The following is a 20,178-nucleotide window of genomic DNA, read 5'->3' as shown; positions in this document are numbered from 1 at the left end:
TGTTGATGACGGCATGGATGACGTAATGGATGACGTGCTGGACGTACTGGACGTGCTGCTCGACGGTGTGACGGAGCCGCGGTTGAAGCTGATCAGCGGGGACGAGGCCAGGGCCTTGATGGTCCTCCTCGGCCTGCTCGACCACGACGCGCTGCCGGAGGAGGTCCGCAGGGCTGCGGGCGAGATGCGGTTCCGCATCGCGTCCCGCCTCGGCAGACCGGCCGGTACCGGCGTCAGCCACGCCACGGGTGGGCGGGATCCTCGGTGATCCTGACCTGTTGAGGTGCGTTCCGGGGGAAGGTCCAGATACGGCCCGCGGTGCTGACGGCGGTCACGGTGGTCTCATCCAAGGTGACCTCGGAGAACGGGTTCGACCAGTTGGAGGTGGCGATCCATTCCAGGGTGCCCTCGTCATCGTCCCGGGTCAGGGCGACCCAGCCGATGCTTCCGTGATCAGCCGACTCTCCCGCCAGGGCGCGGCTTCCGGCATGAGCGTGCGAGCAGAGCACGGTGGCGACCTCCACCCAGTTGGAGGCACTCCACTCGGTCGCCCGCAGCAGCTCGTTCCACTGCCATCGCTCGGCCCGTACGTCGTCGAGGCGATCGGGTGGGGAGAGGCGTAGCAGGTCCATCACCGACAGGGAACCGTCGGAGAACATGATGAAGTCCCCGTCGGGTGCCTCCCGGGCGCGCCACCGGTGGTGCACTTCGTGGGCCATGACGGTCGTGTCGGAAGCATCCATGCCCAGCAGGGTGGCACGGAGCGGCGCACGGAAGGAACCGGTCCCGGGGCCGCGGGACACGCGCTAGCTGCGGACGCGGCCGGAGAGCCAGGGACTGAGCGCGACGCCCGGGATGAGTTCGCGGTACGTCTCGTCGCCGGGCAGGGGGACCGAGAGCCAGTGGCCCGGCGGGAAGAAGCGCCCCTTCACGAAGGCCAGCCCGCTGTGTACGGACCTGAGGAAGGCGGGGACGGCGTCCCGGGGGACGTCGTGGAACTCCACCCCGTCCACGGTGATGTTCGCATCGTCCTCGGGGAAGAGCCGCACGGTGACGGCCGGGCTCCCGCCCAGCTCGACGAATGCCTCGTGGGGCAGCGATCCGTCCGGGTCGAGGACGGTGAACAGGGCCGCGGAGGTCCGCCGCGACGTCTGGTCGGCGCCGATGTCGTCGGTGACGTTCATGGCCAGCCGGTACTCCTCGGCGATGGCTCGTATCGCGGCGACGGCCGACTCGGTGGTCGGCAGGGAGGGGTGCGTCATGATCCAGATGATGCCGCATCGGCATCGGTATCGGCACCGGGCGGGCGCCGTCGGCCGGCGCAGATGTCCCGAGCCCCGCGGCAGCCGTCGCGGCCGCGTCAGTGCGCCGGCAGCGGGTCGGCGGTGCCGGGGTAGGGGCCATAGGACTCGTCCGTGGAGCTGGGGATCGTCATGACCCACAGGAGCCAGAAGGCCCCTATGAGCGGGACGAGAGCGACGACGATCCACCAACCGGAGCGGCCCGTGTCGTGCAGACGGCGGACGGACACCCCGATGGTGGGCAGAAGAACGGCGAGGGCGTAGACCGACTCGGGGACGGTGGTGCCGAGGTACGAGTCCAGGAGGATCAGGGCGATCAGGAACACGGTGTCGATCAGCGTGAACATCCAGTATTCACGTCGTGTGGCCCGGCCACTGAAGACCGCGTACTTCTTGAGGACATCGGTGTAGTAGTGCACGGGTTCCCCCAAGGGATCGGTGGAGAGGGGGCCTTGTCTCGAGCGGAGCCGGCCAGGTGTCGGAACGTAGACGGTCCTGCATGTCCGCGTCAAACGCCGCGCGGAGCCCTCCGCGGCCGTGATGACGCAGGTCGACACGAAGAGGTCCGGGCAGGTCCGGGCTCCGTGGGCCCGCCGCGAGCGGGGGAAGCGTGCGACCGTACCGAGTCACCTCGGCGGAGCACCGGGGACGGGCGGATCGTTCGGCAGCCGGCCCGTCCTGCGCAGGGCGGCGGGCGTGGTGCCGTACCAGCGCTGGACCGCTCTGCGCAGAGCGCGCGCGTCGGCGTAGCCGCTGCGCGTGGCGATCGCGTCGATGCTGAGATCGGTGCCGTGGAGCAGGTGTGTGATGTGGTCCCGTCGTGCGCCCTCCACCTCTGTGCTCCACGTGGTGTCGTGCTCGTCGAGCCGGCGCTGGAGGGTTCTCGTGCTGACGGCCATGCGGCGTGCCACCGCGGCCAGCGTCGGAACGGTCTCGTCGTACAAGGAGGCCAGTGCCGTGCGGAAGAGGTCCAGCCAGTTGTGCAGGGGAATGGCGGCGGCGAGGCTCTGCTCGGCATGTCTTCGGAGCACGGCCGACAGGCCCGGCTGCGTGTGCGGTGTCGGCGCGGTCAGGTCGGAGGCGAGGAAGGTGACGGTGGTGGCCGGGGCCTCGAAGTCGATGGCGCGGGTGCCGTAGAGCTCGAGCAGGGCGTCGTGCCGGCGGGGAGCCTTGGCGGCGAGCGTGACGCGGAGGGGAACGAGGCGGCGCTGCGCGGCTTCGCTCAGGCGCCGTTGGTACAGGCCGAGCGCGTAGGCACGGATGGCGCAGGCGGCCTCGTAGGTGAGATCGGCCTCGTTGACGTGGCTGATGACGACCTGCTCGCCGTCCTCGGTGATCCGCATCGTGTCCGTGCCGGGGTCGGCGACGATGGCGAGATGGGCGGCGGCGTCCCGGATTCCCTCGAGCGGAGTGGGCGCGGAGGTGACCAGGTAGTCCCACACGCCCAGGGCGCCGATGCCCGACTGGTCTGTCAGCAGCGCGGACAGATCGGTCCAGGAGGCGTGGACGGTCGTCAGTTCCGCGATGCGGATGCCCGTGGCCGCGGGGGTCCGGCACAGATCGTCGTTCAGGTGCTCGGGCGCCAGGCCCAGCAGGTGCGCGTATCCGTGCGCGGGTATGCCGAACCGCTGCGCCGCGTTGACGCTCAGACGGGTGAGGGCGGAGGACGTGGTCCCCCGGTGTGCTTGCGAGATCACAGGGGTTGAGCATAGACCAGCCCGAAATACCAGGTCATCCATGTATTTTGGCGCCGGATGTCCCCAACTCGGCGTGCCGGGTCCCCCCGTGGCGCGCACGGTCCCCCGGCTGGCGTGAGCGGCCCCGGGGCAAGCGGTTTGCGCGGCCCTAGCGTGGTGATCGTTCTCGCGGTGCGGGGTCGGCCAGCCCATCGGACGCACCGCACCGGCGGTCGCGCCGGACCGCGCCGAACGCACTGCCTCGGACGGGGGTCTGGGCAGCGCGATCCGAGGCGCGAGTCCGGCGCGGTCGCGGACCGCGGATGGGTGGGTGGGGTCAGTGCGGAATGCTGTCGATGAGCTCCCGGGCACCCTGCCGGAGGAGGGCGACGGCGACGGACGTGCCGAGGGTGGCCGGGTCGAGGCGGCCCGCCCACTCGTGGGCGTTCAGGACCTCCTTGCCGTCCGGTGAGAACACGCAGGCGCGCAGGGAGAGATCCCCTCCGCGTTCAGCCCGTGCGTACCCCGCGATCGGGCTGTTGCAGTGGCCTTGGAGGACATGGAGGAGCATCCGCTCGGCGAGCGTCTCGCGGTGCGTGTCGGGGTGGCCGAGGGCGCTGACGGTGTCGATGAGCGCGGTGTCGTCCTCCCTGCACTGGAGCGCGAGGACCCCGGCACCGATGGGCGGCATGAGCGTGTCGACCGGGAGGACCTGTGTGATGACGTCCGCGCGGCCGATGCGGTGGAGGCCGGCAACGGCGAGGAGGAGGGCGTCCGCCTCGCCGGCGGCGAGCTTCTCCAGACGCCGGTTGGCGTTGCCGCGCATCGGCACGCACTCCAGGTGCGGATACGCGGCGGCGAGTTGGGCGACCCGGCGCACCGACGAGGTCCCGATGCGGGTGCCGGGCGGGAGCTCTGCGAGGCTGAGCCCGGCCGGGTGGATCAGGGCGTCGCGGATGTCGTCGCGCTCGAGAAAGGCGGCGAAGGCGGTCCCGGCGGGCAGCGGACGGTCGGCCGGAATGTCCTTGACGCAGTGCACGGCGAGGTCGGCCTCCCCGGCGAGGATCGCGGCGTCGACCTCCTTGGTGAAGGCGCCCTTGCCCTCGACCAGTGAGAGGTCTCCCATCCACTTGTCGCCGGTGGTCTTCACCGGCAGGACGGTGGTCTCGATCCCCGGGTGGAGCGCGGCGAGTTCGGCGCGCACGCGCTCCACCTGGGCGAGGGCCATCGGCGAATCGCGGGAGACGATGCGAATCAGATCAGCGGGCATGCGGGCACGATACGCCCCCGGGCGCCGACGGTGAGAATCAGGCGCGCGAGGCCATCACCTTTGAAGGGTAAGGAAGTTGATGCATCGGCAGGTTGTTCGAGACGCGCCGTCGCGGCAGCCGTCACGGCGAAGCAGCTGCCGGCACCGTCCGCACGGCGGGACCGCTCCCCGCTCGCGGTCACCCACGGCGACGATCGTGTCCGCCCCATGGCCTCGCCAGGCCGGCGGCCGCCGCCGATGCGGACCAGACCGGCGCCGGGGTCCCACCTGTGAAGGGCAGGCGCCGGCTGCTTACCCTGGTGGCGATCCGGCCGTCGCGGCCCGGATGAGTTCATGGTCGACTGGATGAGGCGGTGTGGTCTTCGGCGATCCGTGGCGAGGAGGTCCGTTTGCCGCAGCGTGACGGGAAGTCCACCGGGCCCCTCGGCGGGCACGAGGGGCTGCCGGCGCGCGTCCGGGCGATGGAGGACGCCGCCGAGCAGATCGGTACGACCCTGGACGCGGTGACCACCTGCGAGGAGCTGGCCGGTTTCCTGCTCTGGAACGTCTGCGACGCGGTCGCCGTGGACCTCCTGGCGGAGGACGGCGGTTCCCTCCGTGTCACGACAGCGGGAGCCGTCGGGCTGCTGGCGGCGGGAACCGCCGCGACGTCCTCGCTACGGGCGACGGACCGCGGACACGGGCTCTCCGCGCGGGCGACGGTCGCCGACGGCATTCCGGTCCACGTCCTCACGGTCCCCGTGCCGGACCGGGACCGTGAGGACGCGGACCGGGGCCACGGCTTCCACGGCGTGCTGACCGCCGTACGGGCCCGGACGGAGTTCAGCGACCACGAGGCGGCGACCGTCCGCTTCGCGGCCCGGCTGGCGGCGGTGCACCTCGGGCACGCACGGCGGCTGGCCGCCACCGAGGACACGGTCTCGCACCTCCAGCGGGCGCTCGTGGCGGAACCGGGACGGCCGCACCCCAACCTCGAGGTGGCCAGCCGCTACCTGCCCGCCGGCCCCCGGGCAGTGGTGGGAGGCGACTGGTTCGAGACGGTCCGCCTCCACTACGGCCGCACCCTGCTCGTGGTCGGCGACGTGATGGGCCACGGGCTCGACGCGGCGGTGGACATGAACGCGTACCGCTCCACCCTGCGGGACGTGGCCTCGACGGACCTCGCCCCGCACCGCGTGCTGCGCCAGCTCGACGCCCTGGCCGCGGGCGACGCGGCCCGCAGACCGGCGACCTGCCTGCTCGTACGCGTCGACCCCGCGCGCGGCGTCGCGATGTTCGCCAGCGCCGGGCACCTGCCGCCGGCCGTGTTCGGGGCCGACGGCTCGGCCACGCTGGTCGACGTCCCGGTCGGCCCGCCGCTGGGCACCGGGGTCGGCGGCTACGAGGCAGTCACCCGCGCGATCGGCCCGCAGGAGACCCTGCTGATGTTCACCGACGGACTGGTGGAGCGGCGGGGCGAGGACATCGACGTCTCGCTGGCCCGGCTGGCGGGCGTGCGCCCACCGGTGGGGGCCGGGGTCGACGCGGTGGTGGACGCCGTGGTGGAGGGCCTCGACGCCTCCCACGCGGAGGACGACGTCGCCGTACTCGCCGCCCGAGCCCGCGCCCGCCCGCCCGCGGACCCGGAAGCCGCCGCCGGACCGGACCTGGAAACCGCCGCCGGGCCGGACCCGGACATGCCCGGCATGCCCGCGGGGCCCGGCCTGCCTACGGTGGAACGGTGAGCCATCGTCTCGCCTGTGTCGCCCTGACCGGCACCCTGTGCGCGGCCGCGTTGTCGTGCACGGCAGCGAAGTCCGGGTCGCACTTCCAGATCGCGCCGCAGCCCGCGGTGAAGACGCTGTCGGCGCACGTCACGACCGTTCCCCGGGACAAACTGGGAACCACCTACCGCCCGGGCTGTCCCGTGCCACCGGAGCGGCTGAGGCTCATACGGATGAACCACTGGGGCTTCGACGGCCGGGTGCACCGGGGCGAGCTCGTGGTCCACGAGGACGTGGTCGCGCCGGTGCTGCGCGTCTTCACCAAGGCCTTCGACGCCCGCTTCCCGATCCGCCGCATGCGCGTGACGGCCGCGTACGGAGGCAGCGACGCCGCGGCCATGGCCGACGACAACACCTCCGCCTTCAACTGCCGGCCTGTCACCGGCGACCCGAGCCGTCTGTCCCGGCACGCCTGGGGCGACGCCATCGACATCAACCCGGTCGAGAACCCGTACGTCGACGTACAGGGCACCAGCCATCCCCCGAACGGACGCACCCACCTCGACCGGAGCCGTGTCGACCCGGGCATGATCACCCCGGACGGCGTGGTGACCCGGGCCTTCCGGGAGGCCGGCTGGTACTGGGGCGGCCGCTGGACCCCCCCGGACTACCAGCACTTCTCCGCGGAGGGCGGCTGAACCGCCCTCGGCGGGCGCCGCCGGCCTCAGCAGCCGCCGGCCTCAGCCGCCGGGGGCGAAGGTCACCGGCAGGCTCTCCGGGCCCCGCAGCCCGCCCGGACGCCAGGGGATCTTCTCCGGCGGCACGTCCAGGGCGAGCCCGGGGAGCCGGCGCAGGGCCGTACCGATGGCGATCTGCCCCTCCAGCCGGGCCAGCGGAGCCCCCAGGCAGTAGTGGATGCCGTGACCGAACGCGAGGTGCGCGTTGTCCTGCCGGGTGATGTCCAGGCTGTCGGGGTCGGGGAACCGCTCCGGGTCGCGGTCGGCGAGGGCCGACCCGATCAGTACGGTCGCACCGCGCGGCACGGCCACGCCCGCGATCTCGACGTCCTCGCGCGCGAACCGCGCGATGCCGGGGCTGACCGGGCCGTCGTAACGCAGGAACTCCTCGATCGCCCCCGGCAGCAGTCCGGGGTCGGACCGCAGCAGCTCGAGCTGGCCGGGATGGGCGAGCAGCATGGCGATGCCCCCGCCGATCAGGTTGACCGTCGTGATGTAGCCCGCGACCAGCAACAGGAACACCATGGCGACCAACTCGTCCTCGCTCAGCCGCTGTTCCTCGTCCCGGGCGGTGATGAGGCCGCTGAGCAGATCGTCGCCGGGCTGCGCCCGTTTGGCGTGGATGAGCCGCGCGAGGTAGGCGCGCATGTGCTCCCAGGCCTCGCTCACCACGGCGGGATCCGGCGCCTCCGCGCCCCGCCGGAGCATCCGGTCGGCCCAGTGCTGGAAGTCGTGCCGGTCGTCCACCGGAACCCCGAGGAGCTCGCTGATCACCGTCACCGGGAGCGGCAGCGCGAAGTCCGCCACCAGGTCCGCCCGTCCGGCCGGGACGACCGCGTCCAGCAGCCGGTCGGTGAGCTCCTGGATCCGCGGACGCATCCCCGCCACGCGGCGCGCGGTGAACGCCTTGGAGACCAGGCGGCGCAGGCGGGTGTGGTCGGGCGGGTCGCTGCGGAGCATGTTGCTCAGCATCGACTCGCGCTCCGTTTCTGGCAGTTGCCGCAGCAGCCGGCCGTCCGAGGCGTCCCGTACGTCGCTGCTCAGCCGGGAGTCGGACAGCGCCGCGAGCCCGTCCTCGTAGCGGGTGACGAGCCACGCGTCGAGGCCGCCCGCGACGACGACGCGGCGCACGGGGCCGTCCTCGCGCAACTGCCTGTAGAGGGGGAACGGGTCCGCGACGAAGGTGGGGTCGGCGTAGGGCAGGGGGGTGGGCTGCTCACTCATCATGCCTCCCGAAGCACGTCGTCCTCGCTGTGGAGAGCGAGGCTATCCGCCCGACCCTGCACAGAGGTCGCTTTCCGGCCATATCTACTGTTTCGTGCTTCCCGCTCCGGCGGGGCGGGGTCAGCGGAGTGATTCCCCCGGGGGCCGCTCGCGCAGCGCCCCGTAGGCGAGGAAGTAGGCGGGCAGCCGGTTCAGCCATCGCGATTCGGTGATCAGCTCGGTGAGCCGCTCGGCCCGCTGGGGATCGCCGAACGCGACGCGGCCGGACAGCAGCGGCTCGATGACCTGGGCGTGGGCCAGGCGCTGGAGACCCTGGGTCGCCACGGTCGTGGGCAGGCGGCGGCGCTGGACGCGACGTACGTCCCGGAGCCCCACGGTGCCGTCGCGCAGCGGTCCCACCAGGTGGCGGGCCGCGGCCACCGCGTCCTGCACGGCGAGGTTGATGCCGATCCCGAAGACCGGTGACATGGCATGGGCGGCGTCGCCGATGCACAGCAGCCCCGGGCGGTGCCAGCGGCGCAGCCGGTCCAGCCGTACGTCGAGCAGCTTGACATCGTCCCAGGAAGTGACGGCACGGGCCCGGTCGGCCAGCCACGGGACGGCGTCCGTGAACTGGGCCATGAACGGCTCCAGGCCTTCGGCGCGGCGCCCGGCGTCGGACCCCTTGGGGATCAGCGCCGCACACTGCCAGTAGTCGCCACGGTCGATGAGCGCGACGAAGAGCCTGTCACCGATGCCTCCGACGAGCCCGCTCGGATCCTCCTCGTGGCGCGGAATCCGGAACCACCAGGCGTCCATCGGGCACGGGAAGTCCTCCAGCCCGAGCTCGGGCAGAGCCCTGGACAGCGATCCACGCCCGTCGCAGGCCACGGTCAGCGACGCCCTGAGCTCGCCGACGGCCCCGTCCGCCGTGCGGTACCGCACGCCCGCGACCCTTCCGCGCTCGACGAGGAAGGACGTCGCCTCGGTGTTCATCCGCAGGTGGAAGGAGGGCTCCCGGCGGGCCTCGTCGGCGAGCAGGTCCAGCAGGTCCCACTGCGGCACCATCGCGATGTAGTTGTACTTGCCGTGCAGCGCCGCGATGTTCCCGACCGTGACGAGGGACCGGTCCGGCCCGATGGGCAGCTGTACCGAGGTGACGCGTCGCTGCGGCAGCCGGGCGAACCGGTCCGCCAGCCCGATGTCGTCGAGCAGCGACAGGGTGGACGGGTGCACGGTGTCGCCGCGGAAGTCACGCAGGAAGTCGCCGTGCTTCTCCAGCACGGTCACCTCCACCCCGGCCCTGGCCAGCAGCAGGGCCAGCACCATTCCGGCGGGCCCTCCGCCCACCACACAGCAGGTGGTCCGTTCCACGGCAACCACGGCAACCAGTCCCTTCGCCCGCGTCGGGTAAGCCCCAGAGGACGTATACCGCACCCGCGGCGCCGACTGCGGTAACGGCGGCGACGCGCCCCGGGGAGGCGCGGGCCCGGGGCGCGCCGGCGCCGCCGGCCGGAAGAGGCTGCCGCGGGCGCCGGTCAGCCGGCGCTGCTGACCCAGACGCGCAAGGGGATCTCCGGTGCGGTCCCGGCCTGCTCCGCGAGGTTCGCCGCGTCCTCGGCGTCCTGCACCTCCTGTACCTCCTGCACCTCCTCCAGCGCCGACCAGGGGGTGAAGCCCGGCTCGCCGTCGGCCAGGAACCCCTCGACGATCGCGTCGAGGTCGTCGCACGCCACGTAGAGACCGCCGAACGGCAACGCCTCCGGGGGCAGGGAAGCGGTGGAGCACCGGAGCTGCCCGGCCTGTTCGTCGTGCCACACATAGAAGGTCGCTACTGCGGAATGGCCCGTTTCGCGGATGCGGCGGTGAATGCGGGCGGCAGTGCGATGGAAGGCGGACACCACCTCGGGCACGGTCAGCACCCCTTGGTCCGCGGAACCCATGCTCAGCAGCCAGGTGTTGGTCTCCACCTCCACTCGCCGGTCAGCGGGATTCAGGGTCAAGGGCTCGTCGGCCACTTCGGATATCCACGTCAACAGCACCGCAGAAGTATCACCCCGCACCGTCAGAGGTGGTCCGGGCACTCCGCGACGAAGCCCTGCGAGACCAGCTGGAACACGCCGTAGTCCTCACGCGCGGTCAGTCGGTCCGCCTCCTCGGTGGCCTCGATCAGCTGGGAGGTGGTCAGGTGCACGGCGGCCGTGAACACCCGCCCGACGTGGCGGCAGAGCGTCCCCGGGCGGAACTCCTCCGAGTACGGCTCACCGGCGAGTGCGAACAGATCGGGAAGGGTCCATGCCAGCGGACCGGCCAGGCAGACGAGTTGATGCCGCCGATGCCGATCGGGCTCCCACGGCGCCGTCACGATCATGTTCAACGTACTGCGGGACAGTCCCATGAAGGGCAGTTCGCGGACCCCGAAGCCGCGATTGCGGATCAGTCCGTTGAGCACGGAGCCGAAACCGGTCCCGGCGGGGCGGTAAGGCCCGGAGACCGGCTGGACGAAGGGTGCCGTGGCCGCGTGGCGCGGCAGCGAGCGGACGAAGGCCTCCAGCGAGGCCAGTTGTAGGTGGTTGCAGTGACTCGCGCGGAAGGCGAATTCCCGCATGACCCGGGGGTCGCGGTCCGGGGGAAGGAGTTCCGCCGGCACCGGGTGGCCCGCGACGACGAGTAAGTCGGCGGCGGGTATGTCGAGCTCGGCGGCGAGTTCGGAGAGTCGCTGCGGGTCGGTGCCGGTTCCGCTCGCGGCGATGTTGCTGAGAATGTCGGCCCGTTGCATGTGCATGGGAGGAAGTTAGCCCGTGGGCCACCGGATCCCCGGGCCGCCTCCGGCGAAGTCCTGATCCGTGTCCGGATGAGGCCGCACCGGTGGGCGTCAGTAGCGCAGGGCCGTGCCGGTCCGGGCCGTGACCGTGCCGGACAGCTTGTGCGTACTGCGGGCCGTCCCCTGCCCCGTGCCCTTGCCGGCCACGTTCGTGATCGTCACCACCACGGTGTCGATGAGATTGCCGGCCTCGTCCTTCAGCTCGACCTGTACGGCGAAGGACTTCGTCGCGTCGTCGGTGTTCTGCACCGTCACGGGAACCGTCGTGTACCCGTCGGCGTCGGTCGTCACCGGGCCCAAGGACGTCTCGTCCTTGGCGTCGACCCCGTCCTTCACCCCGGCCAGTTTGTCCTTGGCGACGGCCGCTGCCGATTCGGCGGCGCGCGAGGCCTCGGCGGCGGCCGACGAGACGGCTTCGCCGGCGGACTTCACCGCCGAAGCAGCGCTCGATACGGCACCGGACGGCGTGCCCTCGCCGTCCGAACAGCCCGCGGCGCCGAGCGCCACCGCCGACAGAACCACCACACCTGCCGCACCACGCATCCACGCGACCGCCGCCATCATGCCTCCACGGTGTTCCGGACGTCCGGACCTCCCAGTCAAAGGCCGGGCGGCCCGGATGCCCAATGGACCGGGCATCCGGGTGAGTGCGTACGGGCGGCCCCCGGAGCGCGGGAGGGGCTGGGGGCGGGATCCTCAGGGTCGTTGCGCGGTGAGGCGGTGTTCGTGGACGCGCAGCTGCAGGGCGGCGAGGTCCAGCAGGGGAGTGGCCACTCCAAGGGCGCGGGCGCGCTCGGTGAGGTCGGTCAGTACGTGGTCGGCCTCCGTCGGCACTCCGGCGACGAGATCGCGGTAGAGGGAGGGGGTGAGCGGGGAGCCGGGGGCGGTGACGGTCGAGCTGGTGAAGGCGAGCTCGGCGTCGGTCAGCGGGTGACCGGCGGCCTCCGCCACCGCCCCGGCTTCGGCGACCAGGGCCGTCGCGAGGGCGGAGCCGCCCGGTACGGCGTTCACCTCTCCGACCGTGCCGCGCATCAGGCAGGTCAGCGAGACCAGCGTGGAGATGAAGACCCACTTGTGCCACATTGCGGAGACGATGTCCTCGGTCGCGGGCGAGGCGATGCCGGCCCCGGCCAGGACGGTACGGATCGAGTCCACGCGGGCCGAGGGACGGCCGTCGAGCTCGCCGGTCAGGATGACCGCGGGCGGAGCCATCCGCAGGATGTCGCCGTCCTCGCTCAAGGTGGTGACCACCTTCGCCACCCCGCCGAGTACCGTCCCGGTTCCGAGGCGCGAGACGAGCGTGTCGATGTGGGCGACCCCGTTGAGCAGGGGGACGACGGCGGTCTCCGGGCCGACTGCGGATCCGATGTCCGCGAGGGCCGCCCGCAGGGCCGTCGCCTTCACGGAGAGCAGGACCAGGTCGTACGGCCCGCCCGCGGCGTCGGCCGTCACCAGCTTCGGCGTGAGGCGGAGTTCCTCGCCCTGGCCCGATACGCGCAGTCCGCGGGCGGCGAGGGCCTTCGCGCGGGCCGGCCGGACCAGGAAGGAGACGTCCTGGCCCGCTGTGGCGAGCCGGGCGCCGAAGAAGCCGCCGACGGCTCCGGCGCCGACCGTGAGGATCCTCATGAGGGAATGCCTTTCGTGGGAGCAGAGCCGGTGCGCAAGCACACGTGCGGGGAGTTGCGGCCCGACGCGGCCGATACGGTCAGGTCAGGTCAGGTTCGGCCCGCACCGAGGGGGCTGTCCTCGGCGGGAGTGCGCGGGGAGCGCGGTGCGTACCGGGAGACCGCCACACCGGCCAGGCACAGCACCCCGCCGAGGAGGGTCAGCCAGGCCGGTACCTCGCCCAGGAGGCCCCAGCTCAGCAGCACGACGATGGCCGGGACGGCGTACGTGGTCGCGCCGAGCCTGCCGGCCGGCATGCGCGCCAGTGCGTAGGTCCACGTGGTGAAGGCCAGGGCGGTCGGCACCACGCCCAGGTAGAGCATGTTCAGGGTTGCGGACACCGGTGCCTTGGGGATTTCCGCGAGCAGTTGGCCCGTGAAGGGCAGGCAGGCAACCGTTCCGGTCAGGCAGGCGAAGGCGGTGATCTGCAAGGGCGTGCCGTAGGAGAGCGCGGGCTTCTGGGCGATGACACCGGTCGCGTAGGCGACGGCGGCGATCAGGCAGAGGCCGACTCCGAGCACCGAGGTGGAGCCGCCCTCGCCCGAGGACATGGACAGGCCCACGACCACCGCTCCCGCGAAGGAGACCGCCATGCCCACGAGGAGCCGCGGGGGCAGTGCCTCGCCGAGCAGGCGAGCCGCGAGCAGTGCCATGAGGATGGGCCCGGTGTTCACCAGGAGGGACGCCGTGCCCGCGTCGACCAGACGTTCACCCCAGTTCAGCGCGATCGTGTAGCCACAGAACCACACCACACCGGAGACCACGATTCCGCGCCATGCCTCGCGGGGAGGCAGGCCCTGACGGCGTACCAGGAGCAGGACGACGAGCACCAGCGAGGCGGCCAGCAGCCGGCCGAGGGCCAGGGCGCCGGGTGAGTACGCGGCCCCGGCGCTGCGGATGGAGACGAAGGCGGAGGCCCAGGCGAACACCGTGAAGGTGACGGCGCCGACCGTGAGGACGCCGGGCGGGATCGGACTCGAGCGGAACGTCATACGCCCACCCTACGACCCGAACATTTCGGTGTCGACCGAATTAACTGTTCTCCGGGTGGGAACCCGGGCCGCTCCACGGCGCCCCGCCCGGGCCTCGCCGCCCGGCTTCCCCCGTTTCCGTGGCCCCCTCCGGCTCAGCTCCACGACTCCGGCGTGAGGCCCAGCAGGTCGGCGAAGGCCCGCTCACCGGACCCGGTCACCTCCAGTGCCCGCCCGCCTCCCACCGGGCGCACCACCCAACCCTCGTCCTTCGCCCGCGCGCACAGGCGCGCCCCGGCGAGGCCGCCCAGGTGGCGGCGTCGCTCGGTCCAGTCCAGGCAGGAACTCGCCAGTCGTCTGCGCCCCTCGCCGGCGAGGCTGATGCCGGCCTCGTCGCACCAGGCCCGGCCGGCCTCCGTCAGTTCGAACACGTCCTCCGTACGCAGCAGCCCGCGCCGCTCCATCGCATCGGTCACCGCCATGCCGAGCCGCCCTGCGAAGTGGTCGTAGCAGGTACGGGCGCGGGCCAGCGGGTCCGGTGCGGCGACCACGGGCACGGCGTGCGCCGCGTCCCGGTCCGGAATCGCGTAGGAGGCGAGTTCGTCGAGCAGGCGGGCGGTCGCCCCGTCGGCGATCCGCACATAACTGTGGCGGCCCTGCCGCTCGGTCACGCAGATCCCCGCATCGAGCAGCCTGGTCAGATGACCGCTGATCGTGGACGGCGCCACCGAGGTGATCCTGGCCAGCTCGCCCGCCGTCCAGGCGCGCCCCTCCAGCAGCGTCATGCAGATCGCGGCCCGCGTCTCGTCGGCCAGGGCGGCGGCAAAGGCGGCCAGGAGGGCCGCGGGGGCCGGTCCGCTCGCGGGCGCCGGCCCGGGATGCATCTCGTTCATACGTCCAGGATGCCCCATGATTTCGGTAAACAACGAACAATCCGTGCGAGCTGAAAACGTGTGCGCAGGCGGGTCCTCTGTCGCGGCCCGGGTGCACCGGCCACACTGAGGGCTCCGGGGCAGAACGCCCCCGTCACGAGGAGGTGGTGGGGTGTTGTCGTCGGGTGACCCCACGGAGCAGAGCGCTCCCGTCGTACGGCCCGAGGTGTGGGAGACGTACGGGCCGGCCGATCTCAGCGCCGTTCCGGTATTCGCCGGAGGCTTCATCAACTTCGGTTATTGGAAGGCGGTCGACCTCGAACAACCTCTGTCCCAGGCCGACCGGATCCGCAGCGAGCGGGACCTCTACCGGCACGTGCTCGATGCCGCGGCCCCCGAGGGCGGCCGGGCGGTCGAGATCGGCTGCGGACTCGGCCTCGGGTGCGCCCTCGCACTGGAGGAGTACGGGCCCACGGCCATCACCGGCGTGGACATCCATCCCCACCAGCTCCAGCGGGCCCGGAAAGCCAACTCCACGCTCCTCGAGGCCCAGCCGAACCGGCTGCGCTTCGTACTCGGTGCCGCGGAGGACCTGCCGCTCGGCGACGGCGAGTTCGACTGCCTCTACAGCGTCGAGGCGGCCCAGCACTTCCCGGACCTGTCCGCGTTCGCCAGGGAGGCGGCGCGGGTCCTGCGCCCCGGCGGGCGGATGGCGGTCACCAGCTTCTTCACCGTCGGCGGTGCGCCCGAGCCCGCGAGGCGGCTCGCGGGGCTGCTCGACTCGTTCGCCAGCGGCCTGGACATCGCCCGGCCCGTGTCCCGCCTCGCCGACGCCCTCACCGAAGCCGGTTTCGCCGACGTCCGCACCGTCTCGATCGGCCCGCAGGTCTGGCCGGGCTGGGACCGCTGGCTCGCCCGCCTCTGGGCCCCCGGGACCTGGCCGCGGAACTTCCTGGCCGCCTGGGAGCAGCAGATCCTGGACTACTACCTCGTGACCGCCACCCGCCCGTAGCCCCGGCCCCGGACATGGGGGATTTCACGCCCGGATCCACCCGGGGGATCATGTTGCTCACGGCCGACGCCGAGCTCTGAGGGTGCGAGCGGACCTGTCAGTGGCCCCGCCTATCCTTCCGGCATGTCAGTGAACATCGATCTTGCCTTCACCGTCACCGGCGTCGCCGACGAGCCGCAGGCCTGGGCGATCGTCCGCGCCCTGCAGGAGCTGATGTACGAGGAGGACATAGCCAACCAGGTCACCATCGGGGTGGCCGTGGACGACGACGGTTCGTACTTCGTCTCCGGGGAATCCGACTTCCCGCTCGGCATCTCCCGCTTCTACCTGTGGCAGCCGCACTTCGAGGGGGTCTTCGGGGTGACGGTCGGTGCGGTGGCGGCGGGAGCCAAGCCGGAGATCCGGTGGGGTTACCCCGACGAGGAGTACTGAGAGAGCGCCGTCCTCAACCGGTCGGCGGCGGTGGGGGACGCTCGGGCAGCGCCCAGCGGATCGCCCGGGTCACCGCGTGGCCGCCGGCGCGGGCGGCCACGGGCGGTATCCGGGCGGCCGCCGGAGCATCGGCGGCCACGGCCGCCTTGGCCCAGGACGGCAGCAGGTCAACGGCTGCCGCCGCGAGCAGGGCGTACGGCAACCGGGCGGCTCCCGGCAGCGGGGGATCGGTCAGCAGGAACCGGGCGGTGTCCCGGGAAGCCGCCGTCACCCGCAGACCGGGCCGGTACCGCGCCATCAGCAGGGCCAGATCGCGTTCGCTCTCCGGCGGCCCGTCCGCACCCAGGGCGCGGGCCACGCGCGCCGTGTCGGCCAGGTACGCATCGCAGCCGGCGGCGTCCAACGGGCTCCGGCCGTAGCGCTGGTGGGCCCGCAGGAAGCAGTCCGCCTCGGCGATGTGCACCCAGGTCAGCAGCTCCGGATCGTCGGCCCGGTACGGTACGCCGTCGGGCGTCCGGCCCCGGATCCGCGCGTGCACCTCCCGTACCCGGGCCACGGCCGCCTCGGCGTCGGCGCTCGTGGCGAACGTGGTCACCGCGAGGAACGTACTGGTCCGGTGCAGCCGCCCCCACGGGTCGCCCCGGTAACCCGAGTGCGCCGCCACGGCGGCCATCGCCACCGGGTGCAGGGACTGGAGCAGCAGGGCGGCCAGCCCGCCGATGAACATCGATGCGTCCCCGTGCACCTGCCGCACCGGCCGGTCCGGTGCGAACCAGCGGGGACCGGGCGTCGTGTGGATCCGCGCCCTGTTCCTGGGCCCGTCCGGCCCGGCGACGCGCAGGAAGACCGCCTCGCCCGCTCGCCGCCTGATCCGCTCGACAGCCGTCGTCGCCCGTGCCATGGGCCCAGTATGTGCCGCGGCAGGGCCCGCGGTCGTGCGACGGCGGTCAGATGATGTGGATGCGTTCCAGGGCGCCTTCCGTGTCGCGGATCATCAGGTCGTTGCCCTTGGCGCGTTCGCGCTCGATGAACCCGAGCAGGAGCACCGCTCGGTTGATCACGTCGGACTTGCTGACGCCGGTCGCGGCCGTCAGCTCGGAGACGATGGTGACGGCCGGGGGGCACAAGGTCACGGAGTACCGCTCGCTGTCGGGGTGAGGGGGCAGCTGTTCCATGGCGAAAGCCTTCCTGTTGTTCACGTGGTACACCATGGTTGCACCAAAACTGCGCGGATGTGCACCGATTATGCGCTGTGGGGTCACCAGAAGGGCGCTGGGCCGCAGTCACGGCCCAGCGCCCTTCTGGTGACCGACGGGATGTCCGGCCGGGGGATCACCGCCACCCGTGCGGGATGAGGCCGTAATAGCCGCCCAGCAGATTCCGGTAGTCGGTGTCCTGGAGGTGCTCGTCCCGTACGAACTCCGGGGCGTCCTTGATCTGTTCCTTGGTCAGCCCGACGTGGATCCGTTCCTCCTCCACATCGATACCGGTGACGGTACTCGCAGGGAGGAGGACTTCCTTGCCGAAGATCCACGGACCGGTGTCGACGAGCAGATAGGCGGATCCGACCTCGTCGGAGTGCTTGTCGACCTTGCCGATGGAGCCGTCGACCGCCTCCACCTTGAAGCCGGACAGGTCCACACCCTCGATGCGGCCAACGGTGATGCGGTAGGCCCAGGCGCTCTCTGACATGCGGGAAACAGCTCCCTTCATCGGTTCGTGTCCGTCAGGGCGCGCCTGCCCCGCGGCGCCGCGGCTACACGTTCACGTTCACGACGTCCGATTCGGGTCGCGGTGAGGCGGGTCGGGCGGCCTGTCGGTGTGAACTCCGGCGGGGCTCACGAGCACGGAGCTACGCTCCGCAGATGGAACGCGCAGAAGTACTCAAGCGAGTGATCGGGATCCTCACCGACGCCCAGGACATCCGCCGGGCCGCCGAGGCCGGGGACGACGGCGAGATCCCGGAGCCGACGGCCGGAGTGGCCACTCTGCTGCTGAACGAAATGCTGCCGTCCATCAGGGTGCCGGCCGACGCGACGCCGCAGCAGGTGGCAGCGCTCGTCGCGGAGGCGCTCGGCCCCGCCCTGCACACGATGGTCTCCGGCTTCAGCCTGGCCTTCACCAGCCTCGCCATGGTGCACGACAGCGGGCGGACGGACATCTCCTCGATCGGAGTCCTGCAGGAACTCGCCCTGGAGATCGAGGCAGGGACCTACGACGAGGGCCCCTGAGGGGTGTCCTGCCGATCACGCCGGGCTCGCGGGCTCCCTGATCCGGCCTGATCGGCGAGGCCCCCCCAGACCCGCGGCACCTCGCCGCTGCTCCCTGCCTCAACCGCAGCCTCTGCCGCCGCTTCGGCCCCTGCGGCTGGCTACCGCATCTGCCCCGGCGCCGCGGGCCCCGGCGCGACTACTCCGCGTCGTCGTCGGCCGTACGGGTCATCTTCCGTTCCTGCAGCTGCCGCAGTTCCTCCGGGCTCTTGCCGGAAACCCGCTTGCTGGCCTCCGGGTGCACGGGGTCCGGGCCGGGGTGCTCCTGCACCTGCTCCTCCCGGCCCTTGCCCGGCTTCTGACGCTTGTTCTCCATACCGCTCATGGCTGCCGCTCCCTCGCAGATCTCATGGACAGGGATTCCGGACACCCTCCGCCTACCCGCGAACGGCCCGGCCACCCTCCTCACACGACCCATCCTGGGGCGTCCGGATCAGAGCGGCCACGCGATGCGTCATCCGGCCCACCAGCGGGAAGGCGCCCCGCATGCCGGAAATGATCAGCAGTCTCGCCACCCGTGTCGCACGCCGCCGCCGCGAGCCGGTCGCCGTCCAGGCCCTGCGCTCCACAGCGGCGGCCGTGATCAGCTACGTCGTCGCCCTCCGCCTGAGCAGCGAGCCGCTCCCGTTGACCGCCCCCCTGACGGCCCTGCTCGTCGTCCAGGTCACGCTGTACTCCACGCTGACCACCAGCATCCGCCGGGTGAACTCCGTCGTCGTCGGCGTACTGATCGCGATCGGCTTCAGCGCGCTGGTGGGTCTGACCTGGTGGAGCCTCGGCCTGTTGATCCTGGCCTCGCTGGTCGTGGGCCACCTGGTGCGCGTCGACGAGTTCGTCCCCGAAGTCGCGATCAGCGCCATGCTCGTCCTCGGCGTCACCCAGGTCACGGACACCGCCTGGGACCGGGTGCTGGAGACGATCATCGGCGCGGTGGTCGGGCTGCTGGTCAACCTGCTGCTGGCGCCACCCCTGTGGGTCGGACCCGCCGGCGCCGCGATCACCGACCTCGCCGGGCGCATGAGCCGGCTCCTCGACCACCTGGGCGAGGACCCCTCCGGACCCACCAGGGTCGAACAGGCCGCGGCCAGGCTGCACGAGGCACGCCGCCTCGACAACGACATCGCCCAGGTCGACGCCGCCCTCCGGCAGGCCGAGGACAGCCTCCGGCTCAATCCGCGGGTCAAGGAGGGACTGCTCTTCCGGCTGGTGCTGCGCACCGGCCTGGACACGCTCGAGATCTGCGCGGTCGTGCTCCGCGTCGCCTGCCGGACCCTGACCGACCTGGCGAAGGCCCGCCCCGACGGTCCCCTCTTCGACCCCGCGACCGCGGCCGCACTGCGGCAGGTACTGCGCCACACGGCCATCGCCGTGGAGAGCTTCGCCCAGCTGATCACCGCGCAGGTCAGTGCCAACGCGGAAGAGGCGGAAGCCCGCCTGACGGGGGAGCTCGCCGTCGCCCGGGCCCACCGCGACCGGCTCGCGGTCCTGCTGCTGGCCTCCGCCCGCGAGGACCCCGCGCACTGGCAGCTGCGCGGCGCGCTGCTCACCGAGATCGACCGGGTCCTCGACGAACTGGGCGTGGACAAACGCTCGCAACGCCTCCTCGATGAACTCGACCAGCACGCCCGCACGCGGCGCACGGGACGACTGGCCGGGTGGCACAGGCGCTGGATGCCGCGGAAATCGTCCCCGCGGGACGGCGCGTGAGCGAAGGTGGGGACATGGTGCATGTACTGGGCAGCAGGATCCTGCTGTGCCCCACGGACCCCGAACGCTCGCGCGCCTTCTACGGAGACACCCTGGGCCTGGAGGTCTACCGCGAGTTCGGCACCGGCCCCGAGCGCGGCACGGTCTACTTCCTCGGCGGCGGCTTCCTCGAGGTCTCGGGGCGCGCCGAGGCCCCGCTCGCGCCGGGCCTGCGGCTGTGGCTCCAGGTGGCGGACGCGGAGGCGGCGTACGAGGAGCTGCGCAGCCGCAACGCCGAGGTACTGCGGCCTCCCCGGCGAGAGCCCTGGGGCCTGATCGAGATGTGGATCGCCGACCCGGACGGCGTACGGATCGCGGTCGTGGAGGTCCCGCCGGACCACCCCCTGCGCTTCCGGCCTTGAGGGGTGTACTGCCGGACTTCGCCGGAGTCGCAGCCATGACGTGACGCCGGCTCCGCCCCCGAGGGGGAGCGATCCGGGCCACCCGAGGATCGGAAGGGGGGATCTCCCAGGGGGCCGTGGGCCGCGTCGGGAGG

At 72.1% G+C, this 20,178-nt stretch carries 25 protein-coding genes and 1 pseudogene; 8 read left to right on the top strand and 18 right to left on the bottom strand.

Annotated features, from left to right (window positions below):
- Positions 1-13 precede the first annotated feature (13 nt).
- Positions 14-268, top strand: a complete 255-nt coding sequence (locus tag OG753_RS02090; RefSeq protein ID WP_405786860.1) for a hypothetical protein — start codon at positions 14-16, stop codon at positions 266-268.
- Here the strand turns inward: OG753_RS02090 and OG753_RS02085 are convergent.
- The 6 genes and pseudogenes from OG753_RS02085 to OG753_RS02060 form a co-directional block, all read right to left on the bottom strand.
- Entirely contained in the window at positions 234-743 is a 510-nt protein-coding gene (locus tag OG753_RS02085; protein ID WP_405786858.1) for a hypothetical protein, read from the bottom strand. The two genes, OG753_RS02090 and OG753_RS02085, sit on opposite strands and share 35 nt — an antisense overlap.
- Before the next feature lie 63 nt (positions 744-806).
- Entirely contained in the window at positions 807-1,262 is a 456-nt protein-coding gene (locus OG753_RS02080; RefSeq protein WP_405786857.1) for a hypothetical protein, read from the bottom strand.
- A gap of 98 nt (positions 1,263-1,360) precedes the next feature.
- The gene (locus tag OG753_RS02075) at positions 1,361-1,732 is read right to left on the bottom strand and encodes a DUF805 domain-containing protein (RefSeq protein ID WP_327260349.1); all 372 of its coding nucleotides are present in this window, start codon (positions 1,730-1,732) and stop codon (positions 1,361-1,363) included.
- A 195-nt stretch (positions 1,733-1,927) separates the two neighbouring features.
- Positions 1,928-2,998: a helix-turn-helix domain-containing protein gene (locus OG753_RS02070; RefSeq protein WP_405786853.1), complete on the bottom strand. Its 1,071-nt coding sequence runs from the start codon at positions 2,996-2,998 to the stop codon at positions 1,928-1,930.
- A 316-nt stretch (positions 2,999-3,314) separates the two neighbouring features.
- On the bottom strand, positions 3,315-4,247 hold the full coding sequence (gene hemC / locus OG753_RS02065; RefSeq protein WP_405786852.1) for a hydroxymethylbilane synthase: 933 nt from the start codon (positions 4,245-4,247) through the stop codon (positions 3,315-3,317).
- Positions 4,248-4,376: 129 nt separating this feature from the next.
- A pseudogene (locus OG753_RS02060) lies at positions 4,377-4,574 on the bottom strand (cytidine deaminase); the annotation flags it as partial.
- Between the two features lie 62 nt (positions 4,575-4,636).
- On the opposite strand from OG753_RS02060, the gene OG753_RS02055 reads away from it, so the two are divergent.
- Together OG753_RS02055 and OG753_RS02050 are read left to right on the top strand one after the other, a co-directional pair.
- Positions 4,637-5,971, top strand: a complete 1,335-nt coding sequence (locus OG753_RS02055; RefSeq protein ID WP_405786850.1) for a PP2C family protein-serine/threonine phosphatase — start codon at positions 4,637-4,639, stop codon at positions 5,969-5,971.
- Entirely contained in the window at positions 5,968-6,648 is a 681-nt protein-coding gene (locus OG753_RS02050; protein ID WP_405786849.1) for a M15 family metallopeptidase, read from the top strand. The genes OG753_RS02055 and OG753_RS02050 overlap by 4 nt, the downstream gene beginning before the upstream one ends.
- Positions 6,649-6,690: 42 nt before the next feature.
- Here OG753_RS02050 and OG753_RS02045 read toward each other — a convergent pair whose 3' ends face one another.
- The 8 genes from OG753_RS02045 to OG753_RS02010 all read right to left on the bottom strand — a co-directional run bounded on the left by OG753_RS02045 (position 6,691) and on the right by OG753_RS02010 (position 14,234).
- Positions 6,691-7,911, bottom strand: a complete 1,221-nt coding sequence (locus tag OG753_RS02045) for a cytochrome P450 (RefSeq protein WP_405786848.1) — start codon at positions 7,909-7,911, stop codon at positions 6,691-6,693.
- A 120-nt stretch (positions 7,912-8,031) separates the two neighbouring features.
- Positions 8,032-9,264 (bottom strand): FAD-dependent oxidoreductase, encoded by a 1,233-nt coding sequence (locus tag OG753_RS02040; RefSeq protein WP_405786847.1) that lies wholly within the window; start codon positions 9,262-9,264, stop codon positions 8,032-8,034.
- A gap of 164 nt (positions 9,265-9,428) precedes the next feature.
- The gene (locus OG753_RS02035) at positions 9,429-9,932 is read right to left on the bottom strand and encodes a hypothetical protein (protein ID WP_405786846.1); all 504 of its coding nucleotides are present in this window, start codon (positions 9,930-9,932) and stop codon (positions 9,429-9,431) included.
- A 23-nt stretch (positions 9,933-9,955) separates the two neighbouring features.
- The gene (locus OG753_RS02030; RefSeq protein ID WP_405786845.1) at positions 9,956-10,675 is read right to left on the bottom strand and encodes a hypothetical protein; all 720 of its coding nucleotides are present in this window, start codon (positions 10,673-10,675) and stop codon (positions 9,956-9,958) included.
- 90 nt (positions 10,676-10,765) lie between these two features.
- On the bottom strand, positions 10,766-11,278 hold the full coding sequence (locus OG753_RS02025; RefSeq protein WP_327260340.1) for a hypothetical protein: 513 nt from the start codon (positions 11,276-11,278) through the stop codon (positions 10,766-10,768).
- Between the two features lie 132 nt (positions 11,279-11,410).
- Positions 11,411-12,340: a 2-dehydropantoate 2-reductase gene (locus tag OG753_RS02020; protein WP_327260339.1), complete on the bottom strand. Its 930-nt coding sequence runs from the start codon at positions 12,338-12,340 to the stop codon at positions 11,411-11,413.
- A gap of 89 nt (positions 12,341-12,429) precedes the next feature.
- Positions 12,430-13,371: a DMT family transporter gene (locus OG753_RS02015; RefSeq protein WP_327260338.1), complete on the bottom strand. Its 942-nt coding sequence runs from the start codon at positions 13,369-13,371 to the stop codon at positions 12,430-12,432.
- Positions 13,372-13,505: 134 nt separating this feature from the next.
- Positions 13,506-14,234, bottom strand: a complete 729-nt coding sequence (locus OG753_RS02010) for an ArsR/SmtB family transcription factor (protein WP_405792498.1) — start codon at positions 14,232-14,234, stop codon at positions 13,506-13,508.
- Positions 14,235-14,394: 160 nt separating this feature from the next.
- Between OG753_RS02010 and OG753_RS02005 the strand changes: the two genes are divergently transcribed.
- Both OG753_RS02005 and OG753_RS02000 read left to right on the top strand, forming a co-directional pair.
- Positions 14,395-15,234 carry a class I SAM-dependent methyltransferase gene (locus tag OG753_RS02005; protein WP_327260336.1) on the top strand — a complete coding sequence of 280 codons (840 nt, stop codon included), beginning with the start codon at positions 14,395-14,397 and terminating at the stop codon, positions 15,232-15,234.
- Positions 15,235-15,357: 123 nt separating this feature from the next.
- Positions 15,358-15,666, top strand: coding sequence for a hypothetical protein (locus tag OG753_RS02000; protein WP_327260335.1), 309 nt, complete (start codon positions 15,358-15,360; stop codon positions 15,664-15,666).
- 13 nt (positions 15,667-15,679) lie between these two features.
- Here the strand turns inward: OG753_RS02000 and OG753_RS01995 are convergent, their stop codons facing one another.
- From OG753_RS01995 to OG753_RS01985, 3 genes are all read right to left on the bottom strand, one after another.
- On the bottom strand, positions 15,680-16,567 hold the full coding sequence (locus OG753_RS01995) for an oxygenase MpaB family protein (protein ID WP_405786843.1): 888 nt from the start codon (positions 16,565-16,567) through the stop codon (positions 15,680-15,682).
- 46 nt (positions 16,568-16,613) lie between these two features.
- Complete coding sequence (locus OG753_RS01990) at positions 16,614-16,865, bottom strand: hypothetical protein (protein ID WP_405786842.1); 252 nt, start codon at positions 16,863-16,865, stop codon at positions 16,614-16,616.
- A 133-nt stretch (positions 16,866-16,998) separates the two neighbouring features.
- Positions 16,999-17,358: a PRC-barrel domain containing protein gene (locus OG753_RS01985; RefSeq protein ID WP_327260332.1), complete on the bottom strand. Its 360-nt coding sequence runs from the start codon at positions 17,356-17,358 to the stop codon at positions 16,999-17,001.
- Positions 17,359-17,531: 173 nt separating this feature from the next.
- On the opposite strand from OG753_RS01985, the gene OG753_RS01980 reads away from it, so the two are divergent.
- Entirely contained in the window at positions 17,532-17,897 is a 366-nt protein-coding gene (locus tag OG753_RS01980) for a hypothetical protein (RefSeq protein ID WP_327260331.1), read from the top strand.
- A 178-nt stretch (positions 17,898-18,075) separates the two neighbouring features.
- Here the strand turns inward: OG753_RS01980 and OG753_RS01975 are convergent, their stop codons facing one another.
- A complete protein-coding gene (locus OG753_RS01975) occupies positions 18,076-18,261 on the bottom strand; it encodes a hypothetical protein (protein ID WP_327260330.1) in 186 nt (61 codons plus the stop codon).
- Positions 18,262-18,422: 161 nt separating this feature from the next.
- Between OG753_RS01975 and OG753_RS01970 the strand changes: the two genes are divergently transcribed.
- A complete protein-coding gene (locus tag OG753_RS01970; protein WP_405786841.1) occupies positions 18,423-19,643 on the top strand; it encodes an FUSC family protein in 1,221 nt (406 codons plus the stop codon).
- A 14-nt stretch (positions 19,644-19,657) separates the two neighbouring features.
- Complete coding sequence (locus OG753_RS01965) at positions 19,658-20,044, top strand: VOC family protein (protein WP_327260328.1); 387 nt, start codon at positions 19,658-19,660, stop codon at positions 20,042-20,044.
- Positions 20,045-20,178: the final 134 nt, after the last annotated feature.

Source organism: Streptomyces sp. NBC_00029 (assembly GCF_045160505.1).
GTDB lineage: Bacteria > Actinomycetota > Actinomycetes > Streptomycetales > Streptomycetaceae > Streptomyces.
This window is presented reverse-complemented; position numbering and strand designations above follow the sequence as displayed.